We start from the raw sequence: 21310 nt of genomic DNA, 5'->3' as shown, positions 1-21310 counted from the left end.
TAAAGGCACGCGGTGACAAACGGTCAGGCCGACGTGAGCTGCCGCTGTACGGGAGCGGGTCGCGCCGGGGACGCGAGCGTCGTGTCGTAGCGGTGGAGCAGGAGGCGCGCCATCGCCGTGTGCGCGCCCAGCGGGGCGGTGGCTATCCAGGGGGCGGCCTGCGCGCACTGCGTGGCGAAGCGGCCCGGCGCCGTGAAGTACGCGGCGACGGCGGCACGGTGCCTGCCTCGCACGGCCAGCGCGCGCAGCGCGGCCGGGACGGTGGGCGCGGCAGCGCTCGCGTAGGCGGGCACCACCGGGACACCGAGCCGCTTCGCCAGGAGCGCGGCCGTGCGGGCCGTGTCGACGGCCGAGTCGGGGTCGCGGGAGCCGGCCGCCGCGAGGACCACGCCGCTGGTCCTGCGCGTACGGGCGTCGGGGCGCGGGTCCCAGCCGGCCTCCACCAGGCGGGCGTACAGCGTTTCCACGAGGAGCGGGTGGGGGCCCAGCGGCGGGGCGACGCGGGCCGTCAGGTGCCCGGCCGTGGCCAGGGCTGCCGGGATGTCCTGCTTCACGTGGTAGCCGCGGGACAGGAGCAGCGGGGCCAGGACGGCGCGGCCGGGGGCGAGGGCCGCGAGGGTGTCGGTCAGGAGCGGTTCGTTCAGCTCGATGTGGCCGAGGTGGACGGGGAGTCCCGGGCGTTCCTCGCGCACCTTGTCCAGCAGGGCGTGGACCGTGGCGAGCGCCCTCGGGTCGCGGCTGCCGTGCGCCACGACCACCAGGGCCGGCGGGGTGGGCGAGGCCGGAGAGGTGGGCGGGGCCTGCGGGGGTGTGCGGCGGCTGCCGTCGAGGCGGACGTGGCTCAGCTGGGTGCCGAGCTGACTGGTGATCCTGGTCATGAGTTGCGCCGTACTGTCGAGGTGGGCCGTGCCGGTGGGCTCGTCGCGCTGATGTTTCGACGCCGTCATGAACCGATCCTTTCCGCGGGAGGTTGCGGCGTCGTTGCGGGGCGGTGACGGGTCGCTTCCCCTGGGCTCACTGGGTGTTCGGACGGATGTGAGGTGGTGGGGTCCCCCGCTTGCCGCGTGAACCGGCCTGCGGAAACGTGCGTCCAGTCGTGCGACGGCGTTTTCGGACGGGTGGGGGTGGGGGCAGTGGTGCGGATGCCGATACGGATCCGGTTGCCGCGTACGCGACGGGGGTGGCGGCTGTTCGTACAGGGTGCTGTGGCCGTGTGTGTGCTGGCGCTGTTGCCGGCCACGTGGCTGTTCGTGGTGACCGGGGACCGGCTGCGCACGGTTGACGACGCGCCGCGCACGGATGTCGCCGTGGTGTTCGGGGCCGGGCTCTGGGAGGGCGAGCCTTCGCCCTATCTCGCTCACCGGCTCGACGCGGCCGCCCAGCTCTACCGTGACGGGCGGATCCGGGTCGTTCTGGTGACCGGCGACAACAGCCGCGACGACTACGACGAGCCCGACGCCATGCGCGCCTATCTCACCCGGCACGGGGTGCCGGACAAGGCCGTTGTCAGCGACTACGCCGGGTTCGACACCTGGGACTCGTGCGTGCGGGCCAAGAAGATCTTCGGGGTCGACCGGGCCGTGCTGATCAGCCAGGGGTTCCACATACGGCGCGCGGTCGCCCTGTGCGAGGCGGCGGGCGTCTCCTCGTACGGCGTCGGCGTCGACGACCGGCACGACGTGACCTGGTATTACGGCGGGGCCCGTGAGGTGTTCGCCGCGGGTAAGGCCGTGGTCGATTCCGTGTTCCGGCCCGATCCCCGGTTCCTCGGGGACAAAGAGCCCGGGGTTCGGGAGGCTCTGGGGGTGCGGCGTCGCTGAGCGTCGCTCTGGGGGTGGGCGTGCTCTGGGGGTGAGGGGATTTGAGGGTGGGGCGTGGCTGAGGAAGCGCTCTGGGGGTGCGGCTTCGCTGATGCGGCTCGTGTGGGGCTTTGCTGTGCGCTGCGGCGGCGTGGGGCTTCGGTCTTTCGCCTCGTGTGACGTGGGGCGGGGCCGCGGGGGTGTGTCCGTCCTCGCCATCGCGGCGCCTCCGCCCTGTGTACCTTGACCGGCACCCGCACCTCCGTGCTGCGGGCGGACACACCCCCACGTCCCCTCGCGACGGTTTTGCGGCTGATCCGCCGTCGTTCGCATCGGGGCGCCGGTACCGGAATCCCCTCGCGACGGTTTTGCGGCTGATTCGCCGTCGTTCGTCTCAACCTTCTCTACGGGCCGCTGGTACGGGCATCCCCTCGCGGGGTCCTGCCGCTCGTCCGCCGTCGTTCTCACCGGGGCGCCGGTGGCGCTATGAGGACGTCGTGTCCTGCGTGTAATCGGGCGTGGGCTGTCGCGTAACAGCGTGCGCGCAGGGTGGGTCCATGCTCACTGTCACGCCCACCCACTGCCCCTACTGCTCCCTCCAGTGCGGGATGAATCTCGTCCCGTCGGACTCCGGCGGCGTCGAGGTCGCGGAGCGTGCCGGATTTCCCGTCAATCGTGGTGCCCTGTGCGGGAAGGGGCGTACGGCCGCTGCCGTGCTGGAGCCGGGGGTGCGGTTGAGTGGGCCGCTTGTTCGCAAAGGGGGAGCGCTCGAGGCCGCCTCTTGGGATGAGGCGCTCGATCGTGTCGCCGAGGGGCTCTCCCGTACGCGTTCCGCTCATGGCCCGGACGCGTGCGGGGTCTTCGGCGGGGGCGGGCTCACCAACGAGAAGGCGTACGGGCTCGGGAAGTTCGCCCGGGTCGTGCTCGGGACCTCCCAGATCGACTACAACGGTCGGTTCTGCATGTCGTCCGCCGCGGCGGGGCAGCTCGCCGCGTTCGGGCTCGACCGCGGGCTGCCGTTCCCCCTTGAGGACATTCCGCGTACGGGATGCGTGATCCTCGTCGGGTCGAACATGGCCGAGACCATGCCCCCCGCGGTCCGCTATCTGAACGAACTGCGGGAGAACGGCGGCACTCTGGTCGTCATCGACCCCCGCCGCACGCGTACCGCCGAACTCGCCGACCTCCATCTCGCGCCCCGGCCCGGGACCGATCTCGCCCTGGCCCTCGGCATGCTGCACCTCGTGGTGACCGAGGGGCGCGTCGACGAGGAGTTCGTGCGCACGCGGACACGCGGCTGGGAGGACGCGCGGGCCGCCGTGATGGCGCACTGGCCCGAGTACGTGGAGCGGGTGACCGGCGTTCCGGTGCCTCAACTGCGCGAGGCCGTGCGGATGTTCTGCGAGCCCGAGGCCGCGATGGTGCTCACCGCGCGTGGGCCCGAGCAGCAGTCCAAGGGCACCGACACCGTGGGCGCCTGGATCAACCTGTGTCTCGCGACCGGGCGCGCCGGGCGGCCCCTTTCCGGGTACGGGTGCCTGACGGGGCAGGGCAACGGACAGGGCGGGCGCGAGCACGGGCAGAAGGCCGACCAGCTGCCCGGGTACCGGAAGCTGACCGACGCTGCGGCGCGCGCGCACGTGGCCGGCGTGTGGGGCGTCGACCCCGACTCCCTTCCCGGGCCCGGCCGTTCGGCGTACGAACTGCTCGACGCGCTGGGGCGGGACGTACGGGCTCTGCTGGTCATGGGGTCGAATCCGGTGGTGTCGGCTCCTCGTGCCGCCCATGTGGAGGGCAGGCTGCGGTCGCTCGACTTTCTGGCCGTGGCCGATGTGGTGCTGTCCGAGACCGCCGCTCTTGCCGATGTGGTGCTTCCCGTCACCCAGTGGGCCGAGGAGACGGGGACCGTGACCAGCCTGGAGGGGCGTGTGCTGCTGCGGCGTCGGGCGCTCTCGCCTCCGGACGGGGTGAGGAGCGATCTGGAGGTGCTGCGTGAGCTGGCCGGGCGGCTGGGGGTGGAGAAGGGGTTCCCGGCCGATCCTGAGGAGGTTTTCGAGGAGTTGAGGCTGGCGTCGGGAGGGGGGCCTGCCGACTATGCGGGGATCTCCTACCGGCGGCTCGCCGAGGAGGACGGGGTGTTCTGGCCCTGTCCTGAAGAGGAACATCCCGGGACGCCCCGGCTCTTTCTGGAACGGTTCGCCACCGAGGACGGGCGGGCCCGGTTCGTCGCCGTCTCGCACCGGGCCGCCGCCGAGGAGCCGGACGCCGAGTTCCCGGTCCATCTGACGACCGGGCGCGTCGTGTCGCAGTACCAGTCGGGTGCGCAGACCCGGCGTGTGGCCGAGCTCAACGCCGCCGCGCCCGGCCCCTTCGTGGAGCTGCATCCGCGGCTCGCCGCGCGGATCGGGGTCGCGGAGGGCGAGCCGGTCGCCGTCGTCTCCCGGCGCGGGCGGGCCGAGGCGCCCGCCCGGATCACCGCGGGCATCCGGCCCGACACGGTGTTCATGCCGTTTCACTGGCCAGGCGCCGGGCGCGCCAATAGCCTGACCAACCCCGCTCTCGATCCGACGTCCCGGATGCCGGAGTTCAAGGTGTGCGCGGTACGGGTCGAGGCGGCCGGTGTCGCCTCCGGCTCCGGTGACCGCTCGGACGGTGTCGTTCACGTTTGAAACATCGCGGGCGGGCGGTTAGCTTGGGTCGTAGCTTGAAAGTTCAAGCATCTCGATTTCCGAGTCAGGAGACCCCCACGTGACCTCTCTCGCGAACCAGCTCGGCCCGCTCCGCGCGCCCGGCACCCCCGCCCCCGCCGCGCCCGCCCACGCCTATGACCTCGGACTTCTCGTACTGCGCCTCGCCCTCGGCCTGACCGTGGCCGCACATGGTGCGCAGAAGCTCTTCGGCTGGTTCGGCGGAGGCGGGATCGACGGCACCGGGCAGTTCTTCGCCGCGTCCGGCTACCCGTCGCCGAAGGCGCTCGCCGTGGTCGCCGGGCTCAGCGAGACCCTCGGCGGGCTCGGCCTCGTGCTCGGCCTGCTCACCCCGCTGGCCGCCGCGGCCGTGGCCGGCACGCTGGTCAACGCCATCGCCGTGAAGTGGGGCGGCGGGTTCTTCGCGCCGCAGGGCATCGAGTACGAGCTCCTGATCGCCCTCGGCGCGGTGGCGCTCGCCCTGACCGGCCCGGGGCGCATCGCCTTGGACCGCTTTCTGCCGGGGCTTCGGTCCCACCGCCCCGGATACGGGGTCGCGGCCGTGGCCCTCGGTCTGGTCGTGGCGGGGATCACGCTGGTGCTGCGCAAGTGAGGTCGGTCGTGAATCGGTGACGTCGTGCACCGGTGAGTGGGTGACGGTCCGGGTGCTGGAGCGCTCGGACCGTCGGTTTTTCCGGATCCCGGCCACGCGCCCCTTCGGTCCCGCGCTCAGGCTCCGGTCGTCTCCCCTGTGATCCACGCCAGGTACCCGGCACTCCCCCGTACCACCGGTGTCGCGATGATCTCGGGCGTCTCGTAGTCGTGCGCCTCCAACAGCCATGACTCCAGGGCCTCGTAGCCGTCGGCCGTGGTCTTGAGGAGCACCTGCCACTCCTGGGCCGTAGCCGTGTTGCCCTGCCAGCGGTAGACCGACGTGACCGGGCCCGCGATCTGTGCGCAGGCCGCGAGGCGGGCCTCGACCGCGCCTGCCGCCAGGGTGCGGGCCTTGCCTTCGTCGTCCGTCGTGGTGAGGACCGTCAGAGCCAGTGCGTTCATCTCCGCTCCTTTCACAGGCCGTGCGCTCCTGATTCTGCCCGTGAACACCTATTCACAGCTCCAACACGGGGGCGCTATGGACATGACATGTCATGGACCCTTAAATCTGAGGCGTCATCAGTGTGTTCCCCCCTCCAGCGCGCTCGCGCCCCGTCCCTAGGAGCCCGATGAGACCTGCCCGGACCACATCGAGACTCGCCACCGCCGGGATAACCACGGCGGCCGCCACCCTGCTGGCCGCCGCCCTCGCCCCCACCGCGGGTGCCGACTCCGGCGACCGCACCCCACCCACCCGGGCCGACGCCGTACGCCACGCGACGGCCGCGCTCACCGCCGAGGCCTCCCGCCTCGGGATCACCGGCGCGCAGGGCACCTCCGTGCGGGACGTCGTCGTCGACTCCGACGGCACCCAGCACGTGCGCTACAACCGCACCTACCGTCACCTGCCCGTTCTTGGCGGTGACTTCGTCGTCCATCTGAACCGTGACGGCGGCTACCGCTCCGCGAACCGCGCGGTCCTCGGCGACCTCTCCGTGCCGAGCGTGACGCCGGCGCTCCCCGCCCCGAAGGCCGCCGACATCGCCACCGCCGCGCTGCGCGCCGCCAATCCGGGCGAGCTCCTGCGCAAGGTCGTCGCCAAGCCCGCGCTCGTCGTGGACGCGCTGCACGGCGCGCCGAAGCTGGCGTGGCGCACGGACACCGCGGGCAAGGACTCGCTCGGCAACCCGGTCGCCCGCGTCGTCCTCACCGACGCCACCACCGGCAAGCAGATCGACGCCTGGGACAGCATCGAGACCGCGACCGGCGACGGGAAGTCCCTCTACTCCGGCACGGTCCCGCTGCAGACGACCCAGTCCGGGTCGACGTACCAGCTCAAGGACGCGACGCGAGGCGGCACCTACTCGGGTGACGCGCAGAACAAGACCGACAGCTGCATCCTGAGCATCTGCTGGAGCCGCGCCCCCGCGGTGCTGTTCACCGACGCCGACAACCACTGGGGCACCGGCGCGAACTCCGACCGCGCGTCGGCCGCCGTGGACGCCCAGTACGGGACCGACACGACCTGGGACTACTACAAGAACGTCCACGGTCGTAACGGCATCGGCGGCGACGGCAAGGGTTCGTACAACCGCGTCCACTACGGCAGCAACTACAACAACGCCTTCTGGGACGACACCTGCTTCTGCATGACGTACGGCGACGGGGACGGCTCGACGTTCGGGCCGCTCGTGGCGCTCGACGTCGCCGGGCACGAGATGTCGCACGGCGTCACGTCGTCGACGGCGGGGCTCACCTACTCGGGCGAGTCCGGCGGCCTGAACGAGGCGACGTCCGACATCTTCGGCACGCTCGTCGAGTTCTACGCGAACAACGCGTCCGACCCGGGCGACTGGCTCATCGGCGAGAAGATCGTGAAGCCCGGCTTCGGCCAGCCGGCGCTGCGCTTCATGGACAAGCCCAGCAAGGACGGCAACTCCGCCGACTGCTGGAGCTCGTCGGTCGGCAACCTCGACGTGCACTACTCGTCCGGGGTCGCCAACCACTTCGCGTACCTGCTCGCCGAGGGCAGCGGGCCGAAGGTCATCGGCGGCGTCCAGCACAACAGCCCGACGTGCAACGGCTCGACGGCGACCGGCATCGGCAAGGACAAGCTCGGCAAGATCTGGTACCGGGCCCTGACCGTGTACATGACGTCCTCGACGAAGTACGCGGGCGCCCGCACGGCGACCCTCAGTGCGGCGAAGGACCTGTACGGCGCCGGCAGCACGGAGTACGCCGCCGTGGCGGCGGCCTGGTCCGCCGTGTCCGTGGGCTGACATCGCGCAGGAGTGAGGAAGGCCCCCGCAGCCGTCGGCTGCGGGGGCCTTCGGCTGCCCGGTCTCAACTGCCGTACGGACGTACCTCCTTCGCCTCCCGCAGCGCCTTCGCCCACCACGCCAGCTGGTCGAGCATCGCCTTCACCGCTGCGGCGGGCGCCTCGGGGTCACGGTGGGCGCCGGATGCGTCGAAGTGGCTGCCCGCGTTGGTGAAGGAGACGGTGTCCCTGACCGTGACGGCGTGCAGCTCGGCGAAGACGGTGCGCAGGTGCTCGACCGCGCGCAGACCGCCGGAGATGCCGCCGTAGGAGACGAAGCCGACCGGCTTGGCCTGCCATTCGGCGTGGTGCCAGTCGATGACGCTCTTGAGGGACGCCGGGTAGGAGTGGTTGTACTCGGGGGTGAGGACGATGAAGGCGTCGGCCGCGGCCAGCTTCGGGGTGACCTTGGCCAGCTCGGCCCGTACCTCGGCGGACGGGTCGTGGGAGAGCGCGGTGGGCAGGTCGGTGGCGGCTACGTCGATCACGTCGACGGCGAGGTCGGGGCGCTCCCCGAGCAGGGACATGAGCCAGTCGGCGACGACGGGGCCGAAGCGGCCCTCGCGGTTGCTGCCGATGACGACGGCGACCCGGACGGGTGCCTCGGTGGGGGCGGAAACGGGGACGGTGACGGAGGCTGCGGTCTGCACCGCTGTGGCGTTCATGGCGCAAGCCTGATACCTGAAGCTTGGTTGAGGTCAAGCGGGCGCCCCGCGGGTCCGGTCACCCGTTCACCGGCGTCCGCTCCCCCTTCGCCTTCTTTTCTTCGACGCGCCGGTGACCTGCTGGAATGTTCCTGCCGGGGTGTCAGATGACGCCCTTTCACCGAGTTTCTGATGGTGCATCAGGAGGCGTTCCGGGGCGAGTGCCACTTACCTCGGTAGGGCAGGGGCGTGACCGACGCAGCGGCACTTGGGGGTGCCGCGGGCCGTGCCCCCTCGGAGGAGCACGATGCGCACATCCCGCCTGCTGACCGCCGCCGCGCTCGCCGCGGCCGCCGCAGCACTGACCGCTGCGCCCTCGTACGCCGGCAAGGTCGGCTCGGGCGGCCTCGAGGTGTACCCGGCGAACGCCACCGCGGGCGCCACGGTCACCGTCAACACCACCGCGTGCGGCGCGAGCCGCGTCGCCGCCGGGGACGCGAGCGCGGTCGGCGCGGGCACCTTCATGCTCGCCCCGGGCTCGCAGGAGAAGGACGCCGTGGGGCGGTTCCAGGTGCCTCCGTCGGCGCAGCCCGGGACGTACGAGATCGTCGCGAAGTGCTCGGGCGGCGGGCAGGTGACGGGCGATCTGATGGTCGCGCTCGCCTCCTCGACGGACCAGGTCTCCCCGAAGGGCCATGTGAAGACGGGGGTCGGCGGCGCGCTCGGCACCGACCCCGTGAAGACCGCGGCGGGAGTGGCGGCGCTTGCCGTCGCCGCCGCGGGCGGTACCTGGCTCCTGCATCGCCGGGCGAGAGGCGAAGGGATCTGACGGACGCCGGACGGACGACCTCCGCTGTCCCTTCCGGCTCCCTGGTACCGCTTGTCCTCTCCCCTCCCGGCCGCTCCCCCCCTCGCGCGGCCGGGAGGGGAAGGCCCCCCACCGATCTCTACCTGGAGAAGCCGATGCCTCAGGCGCCCCGCCGCAGAGTCAGCAGCGGACTCATAGCCGCGGTCACCGCTCTCGCCCTGTGTCTGGGCGCCTGGCTGCTGCTCCAGGGCACCGAGATACACGGACCGCCGCAGCCGTCCACGGCGCAGGCCGGGTCCACGCTCCCCGGCACCGGCCACGAGCCGCCCGGCGCGGCCCCCCTCTCCTCCTCGCCCCCCGACCGCATACGCATCCCCTCGATACGGGTCGATGCACCGCTCATGGGGCTCGACCTGACCCCGCAGGGCAGCCTGGACGTCCCGCCGCCGCAGCAGAAGAACCTGGCCGGCTGGTACGAGGCCGGGACCGCGCCCGGCGTCCGCGGCACAGCGGTCGTGGCCGGCCACGTCGACAACGCCGAGGGGCCCGCCGTCTTCTACGACCTGGGCGCGCTGACCAGGGGCCGCACCATCGAGGTCGACCGCCGCGACGGTTCCGTCGCCGTGTTCACGGTCGACGCCGTCGAGGTCTACGACGCCCGTGCCTTCCCCGACAAGAAGGTGTACGGCGCGGCCGACCGGCCCGAGCTGCGCGTCATCACCTGCGGGGGCGGCTACTCGAAGCAGACCGGCTACCGGGGGAACGTCGTGGTGTTCGCGCATCTGACGGGCAGCCGCTGAGCCCTCGCCCCGCAGCTGAGCCCTCACACTCCCCCCTCGTGCGCGCTGAGCGCAGCGTTCCCCGTGGGAAACGGGAGGGATGCGGCCGGGTAACACCGGCCCCGCAGGCTTTCGTGCATGACCTTCTCGACGGACCCCGGGCGCGTGGTGGTGATCGGCACCGGCCTCGCCGGTACCCGGCTCGCCCGGCGCCTGGGCGCTGCCGCCGTACTCATCGGCGAGGAGGCGCACGCCCCGTACAACAGGGTGCTGCTCGCCGAGGTCCTCGCGGGCAGCTACGGCGCCGACGTCATCGCGCTGCCCCGCCACACCGGAACCCACCTGCGGACCCGTGCCGTCCGTATCGACCGCGACGAGCAGGTGGTGCGCTGCGAGGACGGCGCCGACGTCCCGTACGACACCCTCGTGCTCGCCACCGGGTCGAACCCGGTCCTGCCTCCTCTGCGCGGCCTGTTCGCGCCCGGTGCGGCCGAGCTGCCGGGCGGGGTGCACGCCTTCCGCACCATGGACGACTGCCTGGCCCTGTCGCGGGCGGTGGCCCCCGGGGTGCGGGCGGTCGTCGTCGGCGGCGGGCTCCTCGGGGTGTCCGCGGCCCGTGCGCTCGCCCGGCGCGGCGCCCAGGTGGTGCTCACGCAGCAGTCCGAGCGCCTGATGGAGCGCCAGCTCGACCCGCGGTCCTCGCGTCTCGTGCACGAGCACCTCACCGCGCTCGGCGTCGAGGTGCACACGCAGTGCCGCGTACGGGGCGTGGGCGTCGTCGACGGGACGGTCCGCAGCGTCGAGCTCGCCGACGGCTATGTACTGGGCACGGATCTGACGGTCCTCGCGTGCGGGGTGCGTCCCCGTACGGGGCTCGCACGGGCGGCGGGGCTCGACGTGCGTGAAGGGATCGTCGTCGACGACGATCTGCGCACCTCGGACCCCCGCGTCCGCGCGGTCGGGGACTGCGCCCAGCACGCGGGCCGCGTCTACGGGCTCGCGACCCCCGCCGTCGAACAGGCCGACGCGCTCGCCGAGAACCTGCTCTCCGGGCGGCGGCGCCCCTACGCGGGCACCCGCACCCTCACCCGGCTGACCCTGCCGCACGAGGCCGGTCCGCTCGACCTCGCCGCGTTCGGGGAGCCCGAGGCGCTGCCCGGCGACGACGTCGTGCAGCTCGCCGACGCGACCCGCGGCACGTACCGCAAGGTCGTCGTCCGCGGTGACCGGCTCGTCGGCGGGGTGCTGGTCGGCGAGCTCGGCACGGTCGGGGCGCTCGCCCGGGCCTGGGAGGCCGACGACCCGCTGCCCGACGACGGCGCACCCCTGCTCCACCTGCTCACTCACGACGGAGGCCTCTGAGATGCCCACCATGCCCACACTCGTCCTCGTCGGCCACGGCATGGTCGGCCAGCGCTTTCTGGAGGCCCTGGCCGAGCGCGGGCTCACGGACACGCACCGCGTCGTCGTGCTGTGCGAGGAGCCGCGCCCCGCCTACGACCGGGTCCAGCTCACCTCGTACTTCTCGGGCCGCACCCCGGACGAACTCTCCCTCACGGACGCGGGGTTCATCGCCCGGCACGGCATCGAGCTGCACCTCGGGGACCCCGCCGAGCACATCGACCGCGGTACGCGGACCGTCACGGCGCGCTCCGGTCTCCAGGTCACGTACGACGCCCTCGTCCTCGCGACCGGCTCCTACCCGTTCGTGCCGCCCGTGCCCGGCAAGGACGCGACGGGCTGTTTCGTGTACCGCACGATCGAGGACCTGCTCGCGATCGAGGAGTACGCGAAGAAGCACGCCACGACCGGGGCCGTGGTGGGCGGCGGGCTGCTCGGCCTGGAGGCGGCGGGCGCCCTGCGCGGCCTCGGCCTGGACACGCACGTCGTGGAGTTCGCGCCGCGCCTGATGCCGGTGCAGGTCGACGAGGGCGGCGGCGCGGCCCTCCTGCGCACCATCACGGGCATGGGCCTGAGCGTCCACACGGGCGTCGGCACGCAGGAGATCGTGACCGGCGGCGAGGACGGCGCGGTGCGCGCCATGAAGCTGTCGGACGGCTCGGAACTGGCGACCGACCTGGTGGTGTTCTCGGCGGGCGTACGGCCGCGCGACCAGCTCGCCCGCGACATGGGCCTCACGGTCGGCGAGCGCGGCGGCATCACCGTCGACGAGCGCTGCCGCACCAGCGACCCGGCGGTGTACGCGATCGGCGAGTGCGCGCAGGCCGTGGACGGCCGCGTGTACGGCCTGGTCGCGCCGGGCTACGAGATGGCGCAGACGGCGGCCGCCTCGATCGCCTCGGAGGACGGGCGGTTCACCGGTGCCGACCTGTCGACGAAGCTGAAGCTGCTCGGCGTGGACGTGGCGTCGTTCGGCGACGCGCACGGCACGGCCGACGGCTGCCTCGACGTCGTCTACTCGGACTCGCGCTCGGGCACGTACAAGAAGCTGGTCGTGGGTCCGGAGGGGGAGCTGCTCGGCGGGATCCTGGTCGGGGACGCGGAGGCGTACGGGACGCTGCGCGCGCTGACCGGTTCGGTGCCGCCCGTGGCGCCCGAGCAGCTGGTGCTGCCCGCGGGGGCGGGGGCGCCGGTGGCGCTCGGCCCGGAGGCGCTGCCCGGCGACGCGGTGATCTGTTCCTGCCACAACGTCACCAAGGAAGCGATCCAGGCGCACGCCACGCTGCCCGAGGTGAAGAAGTGCACCAAGGCCGGTACGGGCTGCGGCAGTTGCGTGAAGCTCATCGGCCAGCTCCTCCCGCAGAGCGGCGACCAGGGTCTGTGCGGCTGCTTCCCGCACACCCGCGCCGAGCTGTACGAGATCGTCCGGGTCAGGCGGATCGCGTCGTACGCGGAGCTGCTCGACGCGCACGGCCGGGACGGCGCGCGCGGCGGCGAGGGGTGCGAGGTGTGCAAGCCGGCGGTCGGCTCGATCATCGCCTCGCTCGCCCCGACGATCGGCGCCGACGGCCATGTCCTCGACGGCGAGCAGGCGGCCCTCCAGGACACGAACGACCACTTCCTCGCCAACCTCCAGAAGAACGGCTCCTATTCGGTCGTGCCCCGCATCCCCGGCGGCGAGGTCACCCCGGAGAAGCTGATCGTGATCGGTGAGGTGGCGCGCGACTTCGGCCTCTACACAAAGATCACCGGGGGCCAGCGGATCGACCTGTTCGGCGCGCGGGTCGAGCAACTGCCACTGATCTGGGCGCGACTGGTGGACGCCGGCTTCGAGTCGGGCCACGCGTACGGCAAGGCGCTGCGGACGGTGAAGTCGTGCGTGGGGCAGACGTGGTGCCGTTACGGCGTCCAGGACTCCGTGCGCATGGCGATCGACCTGGAGCTGCGCTACCGGGGTCTGCGGGCGCCGCACAAGCTGAAGTCGGCGGTGTCGGGCTGCGGGCGCGAGTGCGCGGAGGCCCAGTCGAAGGACTTCGGGGTGATCGCCACGGCCAACGGCTGGAACCTGTACGTGGGCGGCAACGGCGGCGCGACCCCGCGCCACGCGGACCTCCTCGCGCAGGACCTGTCCGACGCCGAGCTGATCCGGCTGATCGACCGGTTCCTGATGTTCTACATCCGCACGGCCGACCGTCTGGAGCGTACGGCGGGCTGGCTGGAGCGGATCGAGGGCGGCCTCGACCACGTGCGGGACGTCGTCGTGCACGACTCCCTCGGCCTCTGCGACGAACTGGAGGCCCTGATGGCCGACCATGTCGCGCACTACCGCGACGAGTGGGCCGACACCCTCGACGACCCGGAGCGCCTGGAGCGCTTCGTGTCCTTCGTGAACGCGCCCGACGCCCCGGACCCGCTGGTGCGGTTCGTCCCGGAGCGCGGCCAGATCAAGCCCGACCTGCCCCTGCTCTCCATCGTCTCCCGCCCCCTGGAAGGATCGGTGACGTCATGACCGTCGCTCCCGAGAAGACCGCCGTGATGGTGCAAGTCCACCTGGGCGACGCCTGGTTCACGGTATGCGAGCTGGCCCGGCTGACCCCGGGCCGCGGGGTCGCGGCGCTGCTCCCCGACGGCCGGCAGGCCGCCGTGTTCCTGGACCGCTCGGGCCGCCTGTACGCGGTCGGCAACCGTGACCCGTTCACGGGCGCCGCGGTCCTCTCCCGCGGCCTGATCGGCTCGTCGCAGGGCCGCCCGTTCGTCGCGTCACCGCTGCTCAAGCAGCGCTTCGACCTGGAGAGCGGCGCGTGCCTCGACGACGAGACGTACGCGGTGGCCACCTATGCCGTACAGACGACGCCGAGCCTCGCGTGACCGTCCGTGGTCGGCGCCGACCTGGTGATCGACGGCGGCGCGTCGGCGTGACGTGAGGGAGGCGGGGGTGGGTCAGTCGTCGATGCCCGAGCGTTCCACCCCCGCCACGATCCACCGCTGGAAGAACAGGAACACCACGAGCAGCGGCACGATCGACACGGCCGCCGCGATGAACAGCTCGTGGAGCCGCACCACTTGGGACGTGGTGAAGGACGAGAGAGCCACCTGGACGGTCCATGCGTTGCGGTCCTGGCCGATGACCAGGGGCCACAGGAACGAGTTCCACGCGCCGATGAAGACGATCGTGCCGACGGCCGCGAAGACGGGCCGGGAGTTGGGCACGACCACCCGCCAGTACGTACGCCAGTGACCGAGCCCGTCGACGCGTGCCGCGTCCTCCAGCTCCCCCGGAAAACCGAGGAAGTACTGGCGGAAGACGAAGCACGCGAACGCGGAGAACAGGGTCGGGACGATCAGGCCGCGCAGCGTCGAGATCCAGCCCAGTGTCGAGACGAGCACGAAGCTCGGCACGAAGGTGACCGCGGCCGGGACCATCAGGGTGCCGAGGATCGCGTAGAAGACCTTGTTCGCGTGCCGGTACGGGATGCGGGCCAGGCCGTAGCCGGCGAGCGAGGCGAGGAGGAGAGTGCCGAGCGTCATCGCGACGGCGATGAGCGCGGAGTTGAGCAGGGAACGGGCGTAGGGGACCGACGTGTCGGCGAAGAGTTCACTCACGTTCCCCCAGCGCAGCGAGGACGGGAAGAACGTCCACTCGGGCGAGGTGATGTCGCTCTCGGCGGAAAGCCCGTTGCGCACCAGGAGGTAGAAGGGGATCAGGAACAGGAGCGCCAGCGCGATCAGCAGGGCGAGGCGCACGGCGCGGCCCGCCCTGACCCGGGATTCGTCCCTCACTGCGCCTCCTTCCGGCCCAGGCCGAACCACTTGGCCTGGCCTACCGTCACCACCGCGATGATCAGGGCGAGCAGCACGGCGCCCGCGCTGCCGAGCCCGAGGTTCTGCCCCTGGCCGAGCGCCGTGTAGTAGAGGTAGACGAGCGGGGGCCTGGCGTACGGCGGGTAGCCGCGGGCGTCCGAGAGCAGGTTGTAGAACTCGTCGAAGGCCTGGAAGGCGTTGATGACGAGGAGCAGGACGACCGCCACGGAGGTGGCCCGCAGCTGCGGGAACGTGATGTGCCGGAAGACCTGCCAGCCGGGCCGGGCCCCGTCGACGGCCGCCGCCTCGTAGAGGGTGGGGCTGATGCGCTGGAGACCCGCGAGGAACAGCACCATGTAGAAGCCGGCCTGGAGCCAGAGCCGTACGGTCACGATGACGGCCCAGTACCAGGGCGGGTCGGTCGTCGACAGCCAGGCGATCTGGTCACCGCCGAACCAGCCGAGGACGGTGTTGGCGAGCCCGAACCGCACCCCATTGAAGATCGACATCTTCCAGATCAGGGCGGCCACCACATAGGAGCAGGCGGCGGGCAGGAAGAAGACCGAGCGGAAGAACGCCTGGGCGCGGCGCTGCCGGTTCACCATCAGGGCGAGGGCGAGCGAGAGCGCGTAGGTCGCGGGCACGATGAAGAGCGAGAAGACGAGGAAGGTCCACAGGCTGTCGGTGAAGGCCTCGTTCTTCAGCATCGCCGTGTAGTTGCCGAGGCCGACGAAGTCGCTCGGGGTGACGGTGTTGTGCGCGTCGAAGAAGCTGAGGTAGACGCTCCAGCCGAGCGGGATGTACGTGAAGACGCCGAGGCCGAGGAGGAAGGGCCCGACGAAGATCCAGAACCAGAGGGTGCGGTTCTGGACGCCGGCCCACCTCCGTGCCGTGCCGCCCTGCCCGCGGCCTCTCTGCCGAGGGATCGCCCGGCGGCGGCCCTCTTGCCGCAGGCTCACTTCTTCTTCACGCGGTCGAGCTCGGCCGACACCTTCCGCACGACTCTCCTGAGCTCGCTGTCCGGGCTCGCGCCGCCCTTGATGATGCGGCTGAGGGCGTCCTGGTACGCGGCCTGGCACGCGGGTGTCCAGCGCAGAGGCTGGGCGTAGCCGTGGTCGGTCGTGAAGCGGACGGCGTCGGCCGCCGCGCCCTTCCGCAGCTTCGCGGCCTTCTTCGCCAGCGAGATACGGGCCGGGATGTGGAAGCCGTACGAGAGGGCGAAGTCCTCCTGGTATGCGGTGCGGTCGATCCACAGCCACCTGAGGTAGTCCTTCGCGGCCTGCTGGTGCGTGCCACGGGTGGAGACCGCCGCGCCGTACGCGCCGACCGGCACCGACGGCCTGCCCGCGCCGTCCTTCGGGAAGGGCAGGACGCCGAAGTCTTCGCCGAGTTCCTTCTGCACGGTGGGCAGCGCCCACAGGCCCGACCACTGCATGGCGGTCAGGCCCTGGACGAACGCCGACGGGTCGGACCAGTCGGAGGGCGCGCCCAGGAGCAGCGACTTGTCGGCGTACAGCTGGTGGATCTTGCCTAGGGCTCGCGCGGCGGCCGGGTCGTCGAAGCCGACCTTGCCGTCCTCGGTGACGAGTTCGAGGCCGGCCGCGTACAGAGGCGTACCGCCGAGGACACCCGCGCCGCCGTCGTTGCCGAGGAAGAGGCCCTTCGTCTTCTTCGAGGTGAGTTTCCTCGCGGCGTCCACGAGCTCGTCGAGCGTCTTCGGCGGCTCGATGCCCGCGTCGGCGAGCAGGCTCTTGCGGTAGTAGAGCATCTGCATGTCGATGACCTGCGGGATCGCCCAGATCCTGCCGTCGTACGTCTTCGGCGCGAGCACCGACGGGTTGAAGTCGTCCTTGACCCCCTCGAACAGGCCGGTGAGGTCGGCGATCTGCTTGCCCTGGATCTGGTCGAGGGTGGGCCCGTTGACCTCGAAGACGTCGGGGCCCGAGTCGGTGAGGAGCGCGGCGGCGGTCTGCTCGTCGTAGTTGCCGGGCCGCCACTGGACGGTGACGTGCGCCTTCCCGTACGCGGCGGCGTACTTCTTCACGGCCTGCTCGGTGCCCTGCTCGCCGTACTGGTGGTACCACTGCGCCAGCTCCGGCTCGCCGCCCGAGCCCCCGTCGTCCCGGCCGGTGTCGGAGCCGCACGCGGTGAGCAGCCCCAGCGCGGCGCCGGTCCCGAGCAGTCCCCTGCGGCTGATGGTCATTGATCGTCCCCCTGCATGTCGCTGCTCTTGGACGCCGGCTTCCATCGGCGTCCACGGATTCCGACGGCCCAACGATCAACCATGCGGCCGGATTACGACAGAGGGACTACAGCCGTATGTCGGCCCTCCCGTCAGCACGGCGTCAACGTGCGCGCCTGCCGGATCAGCGACGCGTCAAGAGTGCTGACCCGGGGCGCCACACGGGCTTACGGTGCGCTGCATGGGACGAGACACGAGGGCGGGATCCCGCGGGCGGGCGGCGGCGCCGGCTTCGCAGGACGCGGTGGTGCGGGACCGGCGGTGGGCCGCCGATCTGCGGGCGGCGGTGTTCTGCGCGCTCGCGCTGTTCTGCCTGATCCTGGTGATCGACACGGCCAACGGCACGCTCAGCGCGGCGCGGGTCGGGCTGTGGGCGGGGCTCTCGGCGCTGCTGCACGCCGTGCTGCATCCGCCGCTGGTCAGCGCGGGTCCCGGCTGGCTCGCCGTGCGCGGCGTCTGGGGCACCCGGCGGGTCTGCACGGATCTGCTCACGTCGGTGCGCCACAGCGAAGGGGTGACGCCGCGGCTCGTGCTGCGGGACGCGCTCGGCGGGCGTGTCGAGCTGGACCCGAAGGTGCTCACCGACAACCCCGTCGTCTGGCACCGCCTGGAGACGGGCGTGCGCCGGGCCCGCGCGAACGGGCTGCTCCGCTGCGGCTCCCCGGTCGTCGACCGCCTCGCGGCCCGCATCGACGGCGACGCGGCCCGCGCGGTGTTCGAGGCCTCGGAGCTGGACTAGGCCCTGTGGCGGAAGGCTCCGGTGGCTTGAAGCACTCCCTGGAACGCCTTTAGAACGTCACGCCCGTCAGCTGTTCCGACGCCGCCCACAGCCGCTCCCCCGCCGCGTCGTCGAGGGTCCGCCGGGCCCGCCACGACTTCGCGGGCGCCCCGCGCCACATCATCAGGGACGGCCCGGTGAACGAGTCCGGGCGCACACCGGGTGCCGTCGCCGCGTACAGCGTGGGCAGTGCGCCTGCCTCGGCGGGCTGGGCGATGATCCGGTTGCCCAGCTCGACGACCCGCTCGGCGGCCTTGCGGCCCTCCATGCGCACGCCCTGCGTCGCGAGGTTCGTGGACGCGTACCCCGGGTGCGCGGATGCCGCGACGACGTCGGACCCACGCGCCGCCAGCTTGCGCGCCAGCTCGTGGACGAACAGCAGGTTCGCCGTCTTGGAACGGCCGTACGCGATCCAGCGCCGGTAGCGGCGCTCGCTGTTGAGGTCCGCGATGTCGATGTCCGAGAGGGCATGGACCATGCTGGAGACGCTGACGACGCGGGCTTCGGGTGTGCCGAGGAGCCGGGGCAGGAGCAGTCCGGTCAGCGCGAAGTGGCCGAGGTGGTTGACGCCGAACTGCGTCTCGAAGCCGTCGGCGGTCCGCCCGAGGGGCAGCGCCATCACGCCCGCGTTGTTGATCAGCAGGTCGAGCCGCTCCCCGCTGCCGTGCGCTCCGGCGAACTTCCGCACGGACGACAGGTCACCCAGGTCGAGCTGCTCGAACTCGGCCTGTGCGCCCGGCACTTCGGAGCGCAGCCGGTCGAGGGCGGCCGTGCCCCGCGCCTCGCTGCGGCAGGCGAGGACGACATGGGCGCCCTTGCGGGCCAGCTCGCGTGCCGTGATGTAGCCGATGCCGCTGTTGGCGCCGGTCACCACGGCCGTGCGGCCGCTCTGGTCGGGGATGTCGCTCGCGTTCCAGCCGGTCATGGCTGTGCTCCCTGGACGAGGGGATACGGGGGTGCCGACTGTACTTACCGGCCAGTAGATGCGGAACCCCGCACCCCCGTTTCCCCTCTCGGAGTACTCAGCCCCGCACTTCGAACCGGTAGAGCGAGTACCCGTACGCCGTCTGCCGCTTCACCCCGAGCATCCGCACCCGCCGCGCCTCCACCGCGTCGAGGTCGACCGTGTCCACCCCGGGCGTGGTGCGGTCGCGGCGCGCGGCGACGGTGCGCCAGGACGAGCCGGTGGCGTCGGCGGAGACCTGGAGGTCGTAGTCCCGTCCCGCGGCCGTCTCCCAGTCGAGGACGATCCGCCGCACCGTCCGGGTCTGCTCCAGGTCCACCTCGATCCACTCGCCGTCGGTGTACTTCGACGCCCAGCGGGTGCCCGGGTCTCCGTCCGTGGCGTTGGGCGCGGTGAGCGTGGCCGTCTCGGCGGAGGACGCGGTGGTGGGGCGGCCGAGCGCCAGGTCGGGGATGTCGTACACCTGGAGGCTCCACACCGAGTAGCGCGCGCTCGCCCGCTCCCGGCCGCGCAGGCGCACATGGCGCGCGGTGGTCGCCGGGAAGCCGAGTTCGTCCCGGCCCGCGCGGTCGCGGCCGGTGCGCTCGGCGACGGTGCGCCATGCGACGCCGTCGTCGGAGACCTCGACGGCGTACGCGGTGCCGTGGTCCTGCCCCCATTCGACACGCACGCGCTGTACGGGCCGGCTCTGCCCGAGGTCGACGGCCAGCCAGGGAGCGCGCTCGGGTCCGCTGGTCCACCGGGTGACCGGGCTGCCGTCGGTGGCGTACGCGGGGCGGGATCCCGCTGCCGTGGAGGAGGCGGTGGCGGGGGCGTCCAGGGAGATCTGGTCGGGTTCGGCGAGGGTGGGCGTGATGGTGGTGAGCCCGGGTCCGGCGATCCCACGCCGCAGCTCGGCCGTGAAGTCGCGGTAGCTCAGGCCCGCTCCGGATCCGCTCCACATCTTCTGAGCGAGCGTGCCGAAGGTCTTCTCGACCAGACCGTGGACGGCCTGCTGGGTGTACGTGGCGTGCACGAGGTCGTTCCACACGGCGGACATGGCGCCGCGCAGCTTCGGGTCGTACGGCTGGAGGCTCTGGTCGCCGGGGAAGACGTGCGGGGCCCAGCTCTCGTACAGGTAGGGGCCGTCGAGTCCGCGCGGGTGGTAGTAGGTGGCGAACGGGACGATGTAGAGGAGCCCGTCGTTCGTGTTGACGATCTCGTAGCCGTCGGCGGTGGCGGCCTTGGGCCCGTACCAGCCGTTGTTCCAGCTGTGGATGGTGACGTCGCGGTCGTAGCCGGAGGTGCCGGAGGGCGCCATCTCGGAGAGGCTGCCCCAGGCGCGGGGGTGTTTGCCGAGGGTGCGCAGGTGGGCGGCCATCGCGTTGAAGTAGCCGCGGTACTGCTCCTCGGGGCCGGTGTACTCGTCGGCGCCGTAGTGGATCTCGGGGCTGCGGAACCAGGGCGCGAACTCGTCGAAGACCTTCTTCATGAAGGCCGTCGCCTCCGGCTTGGCGAGGTCGAGGTGGTCGGAGTTGCCGCCCTTCAGGCCGAGTTCGGGGCGAAAGCGCACGAAGGAACGGGCGTGCGCGGGCGCGTCGATCTCGGGGGTGAGCTGGACGCCGTGGGCGGCCGCGGTGTCCTCGAAGGAGTCCCAGTCCTCCCGCGAGTACGAGCCGTCGGGCGCGGCGAGCCCGGCCCATTCGGGCTTGTCGCTGCGCAGCCGGAACGCGTCGTAGGCCTTGGACCAGTCGCCGCCGGGCGGGCTGATCTCATTGTCGTTCAGATGCAGTTGCAGGTCGTTGAGCTTGAACCAGCCCATCAGACGCAGCTGGTCGCGGATGAAGCCCGGGGTGAAGAAGCGGCGGCCCGCGTCCAGCATGAAGCCGCGCAGCCGGTAGTCGGGCCAGTCGTGCGCGGTACCGGTGGGCAGTTCGCGGCGCTCGTCGGAGCGCAGGAGTATCTGCAGGACCGAGCGGGTGCCGTAGTAGAGGCCGGTGCGGGTCGGTGCGGTGACCGTGACGGCGGCCGCGGTGACGGTGAGGGTGTAACCCTCCTCGGCGTACCGGTCGCCGCCGGGCGCGTGCCGGTCGGCCGGGTCGAGGACGAGCCGCAGGCCGCCCCGCACTCCGCGGCCGGCGCGGGGAGCGCCGGGCCTGATGCCGGCGACCTCTTCGATCTCGTCGGCGAACTGCCGGGCGAGCGAGTGGAGTTCACTCGTTCTCGCGGCCTGCACGACGATCGGCACGCCCGCTTCGAGCCGGTAGCGGCCCGTGGATCCGGCCCAGTTCTGGAGGGCGGGGATGACGACGGGGCGTTCGTTGACCGCGTTCCCGCCGGCGGCCCGGGCGGCGGCGGACCCGAGCCCGAGCGGCAGGGCGGTGGCTGCCGAGGTCACCGCGAGGGCGATGACGAACGAGCGGCGTGACGGACGCGGTGAAGTCGAACCGTTACTCAGAGGCATGCATTGGACTACACCACTTGCCTTCCGGGCCTCACAAGGGAACGGACATCACA

Annotated in this window: 18 protein-coding genes; 10 read left to right on the top strand and 8 right to left on the bottom strand. The window is 72.0% G+C overall.

Features of this window, described 5'->3' with window-relative positions; translation table 11 throughout:
* Positions 1 to 23 precede the first annotated feature (23 nt).
* On the bottom strand, positions 24 to 947 hold the full coding sequence (locus tag ACZ67T_RS03890; protein ID WP_469981417.1) for a sirohydrochlorin chelatase: 924 nt from the start codon (positions 945 to 947) through the stop codon (positions 24 to 26).
* A gap of 195 nt (positions 948 to 1142) precedes the next feature.
* Between ACZ67T_RS03890 and ACZ67T_RS03885 the strand changes: the two genes are divergently transcribed.
* The 3 genes from ACZ67T_RS03885 to ACZ67T_RS03875 all read left to right on the top strand — a co-directional run bounded on the left by ACZ67T_RS03885 (position 1143) and on the right by ACZ67T_RS03875 (position 5099).
* Positions 1143 to 1820, top strand: a complete 678-nt coding sequence (locus ACZ67T_RS03885) for a SanA/YdcF family protein (protein ID WP_469981416.1) — start codon at positions 1143 to 1145, stop codon at positions 1818 to 1820.
* Positions 1821 to 2356: 536 nt separating this feature from the next.
* A complete protein-coding gene (locus ACZ67T_RS03880; protein ID WP_469981415.1) occupies positions 2357 to 4468 on the top strand; it encodes a molybdopterin oxidoreductase family protein in 2112 nt (703 codons plus the stop codon).
* Between the two features lie 79 nt (positions 4469 to 4547).
* The gene (locus tag ACZ67T_RS03875; protein WP_469981414.1) at positions 4548 to 5099 is read left to right on the top strand and encodes a DoxX family protein; all 552 of its coding nucleotides are present in this window, start codon (positions 4548 to 4550) and stop codon (positions 5097 to 5099) included.
* Between the two features lie 116 nt (positions 5100 to 5215).
* On the opposite strand, the gene cutA is transcribed toward ACZ67T_RS03875, so the two are convergent.
* The gene (cutA, locus tag ACZ67T_RS03870) at positions 5216 to 5542 is read right to left on the bottom strand and encodes a divalent-cation tolerance protein CutA (RefSeq protein ID WP_469981413.1); all 327 of its coding nucleotides are present in this window, start codon (positions 5540 to 5542) and stop codon (positions 5216 to 5218) included.
* A 167-nt stretch (positions 5543 to 5709) separates the two neighbouring features.
* Here cutA and ACZ67T_RS03865 point away from each other — a divergent pair, with 167 nt between their 5' ends.
* The gene (locus ACZ67T_RS03865) at positions 5710 to 7359 is read left to right on the top strand and encodes a M4 family metallopeptidase (protein ID WP_469981412.1); all 1650 of its coding nucleotides are present in this window, start codon (positions 5710 to 5712) and stop codon (positions 7357 to 7359) included.
* Positions 7360 to 7423: 64 nt separating this feature from the next.
* Here ACZ67T_RS03865 and ACZ67T_RS03860 read toward each other — a convergent pair whose 3' ends face one another.
* Positions 7424 to 8062 carry an NADPH-dependent FMN reductase gene (locus tag ACZ67T_RS03860; protein ID WP_469981411.1) on the bottom strand — a complete coding sequence of 213 codons (639 nt, stop codon included), beginning with the start codon at positions 8060 to 8062 and terminating at the stop codon, positions 7424 to 7426.
* A gap of 286 nt (positions 8063 to 8348) precedes the next feature.
* Here ACZ67T_RS03860 and ACZ67T_RS03855 point away from each other — a divergent pair, with 286 nt between their 5' ends.
* From ACZ67T_RS03855 to nirD, 5 genes are all read left to right on the top strand, one after another.
* The gene (locus tag ACZ67T_RS03855; RefSeq protein WP_469981410.1) at positions 8349 to 8870 is read left to right on the top strand and encodes a hypothetical protein; all 522 of its coding nucleotides are present in this window, start codon (positions 8349 to 8351) and stop codon (positions 8868 to 8870) included.
* Positions 8871 to 9004: 134 nt separating this feature from the next.
* The gene (locus ACZ67T_RS03850) at positions 9005 to 9649 is read left to right on the top strand and encodes a class F sortase (protein WP_469981409.1); all 645 of its coding nucleotides are present in this window, start codon (positions 9005 to 9007) and stop codon (positions 9647 to 9649) included.
* A gap of 117 nt (positions 9650 to 9766) precedes the next feature.
* Positions 9767 to 10990, top strand: coding sequence for an NAD(P)/FAD-dependent oxidoreductase (locus tag ACZ67T_RS03845; protein WP_469981408.1), 1224 nt, complete (start codon positions 9767 to 9769; stop codon positions 10988 to 10990).
* Between the two features lies 1 nt (position 10991).
* Positions 10992 to 13538 (top strand): nitrite reductase large subunit NirB, encoded by a 2547-nt coding sequence (gene nirB, locus ACZ67T_RS03840; RefSeq protein ID WP_469981407.1) that lies wholly within the window; start codon positions 10992 to 10994, stop codon positions 13536 to 13538.
* Positions 13535 to 13897 carry a nitrite reductase small subunit NirD gene (gene nirD / locus ACZ67T_RS03835; protein ID WP_469981406.1) on the top strand — a complete coding sequence of 121 codons (363 nt, stop codon included), beginning with the start codon at positions 13535 to 13537 and terminating at the stop codon, positions 13895 to 13897. Before nirB ends, nirD begins: the two co-directional genes overlap by 4 nt.
* A 72-nt stretch (positions 13898 to 13969) precedes the next feature.
* On the opposite strand, the gene ACZ67T_RS03830 is transcribed toward nirD, so the two are convergent.
* From ACZ67T_RS03830 to ACZ67T_RS03820, 3 genes are read right to left on the bottom strand one after another with little or no spacing between them, the layout of a single operon-like run.
* Positions 13970 to 14809, bottom strand: coding sequence for a carbohydrate ABC transporter permease (locus ACZ67T_RS03830; RefSeq protein ID WP_469981405.1), 840 nt, complete (start codon positions 14807 to 14809; stop codon positions 13970 to 13972).
* On the bottom strand, positions 14806 to 15756 hold the full coding sequence (locus ACZ67T_RS03825) for a carbohydrate ABC transporter permease (RefSeq protein ID WP_469982238.1): 951 nt from the start codon (positions 15754 to 15756) through the stop codon (positions 14806 to 14808). Before ACZ67T_RS03825 ends, ACZ67T_RS03830 begins: the two co-directional genes overlap by 4 nt.
* Positions 15757 to 15785: 29 nt before the next feature.
* Positions 15786 to 17033 (bottom strand): ABC transporter substrate-binding protein, encoded by a 1248-nt coding sequence (locus ACZ67T_RS03820; RefSeq protein WP_469981404.1) that lies wholly within the window; start codon positions 17031 to 17033, stop codon positions 15786 to 15788.
* Positions 17034 to 17253: 220 nt separating this feature from the next.
* On the opposite strand from ACZ67T_RS03820, the gene ACZ67T_RS03815 reads away from it, so the two are divergent.
* On the top strand, positions 17254 to 17811 hold the full coding sequence (locus ACZ67T_RS03815; RefSeq protein ID WP_469981403.1) for a hypothetical protein: 558 nt from the start codon (positions 17254 to 17256) through the stop codon (positions 17809 to 17811).
* A 49-nt stretch (positions 17812 to 17860) separates the two neighbouring features.
* On the opposite strand, the gene ACZ67T_RS03810 is transcribed toward ACZ67T_RS03815, so the two are convergent.
* Both ACZ67T_RS03810 and ACZ67T_RS03805 read right to left on the bottom strand, forming a co-directional pair.
* Positions 17861 to 18775 carry an oxidoreductase gene (locus ACZ67T_RS03810; protein ID WP_469981402.1) on the bottom strand — a complete coding sequence of 305 codons (915 nt, stop codon included), beginning with the start codon at positions 18773 to 18775 and terminating at the stop codon, positions 17861 to 17863.
* Positions 18776 to 18872: 97 nt separating this feature from the next.
* Positions 18873 to 21257, bottom strand: coding sequence for a discoidin domain-containing protein (locus ACZ67T_RS03805; protein ID WP_469981401.1), 2385 nt, complete (start codon positions 21255 to 21257; stop codon positions 18873 to 18875).
* Positions 21258 to 21310 lie beyond the last annotated feature (53 nt).

The organism is Streptomyces sp. NPDC107517 (genome assembly GCF_055582645.1).
This window is presented reverse-complemented; position numbering and strand designations above follow the sequence as displayed.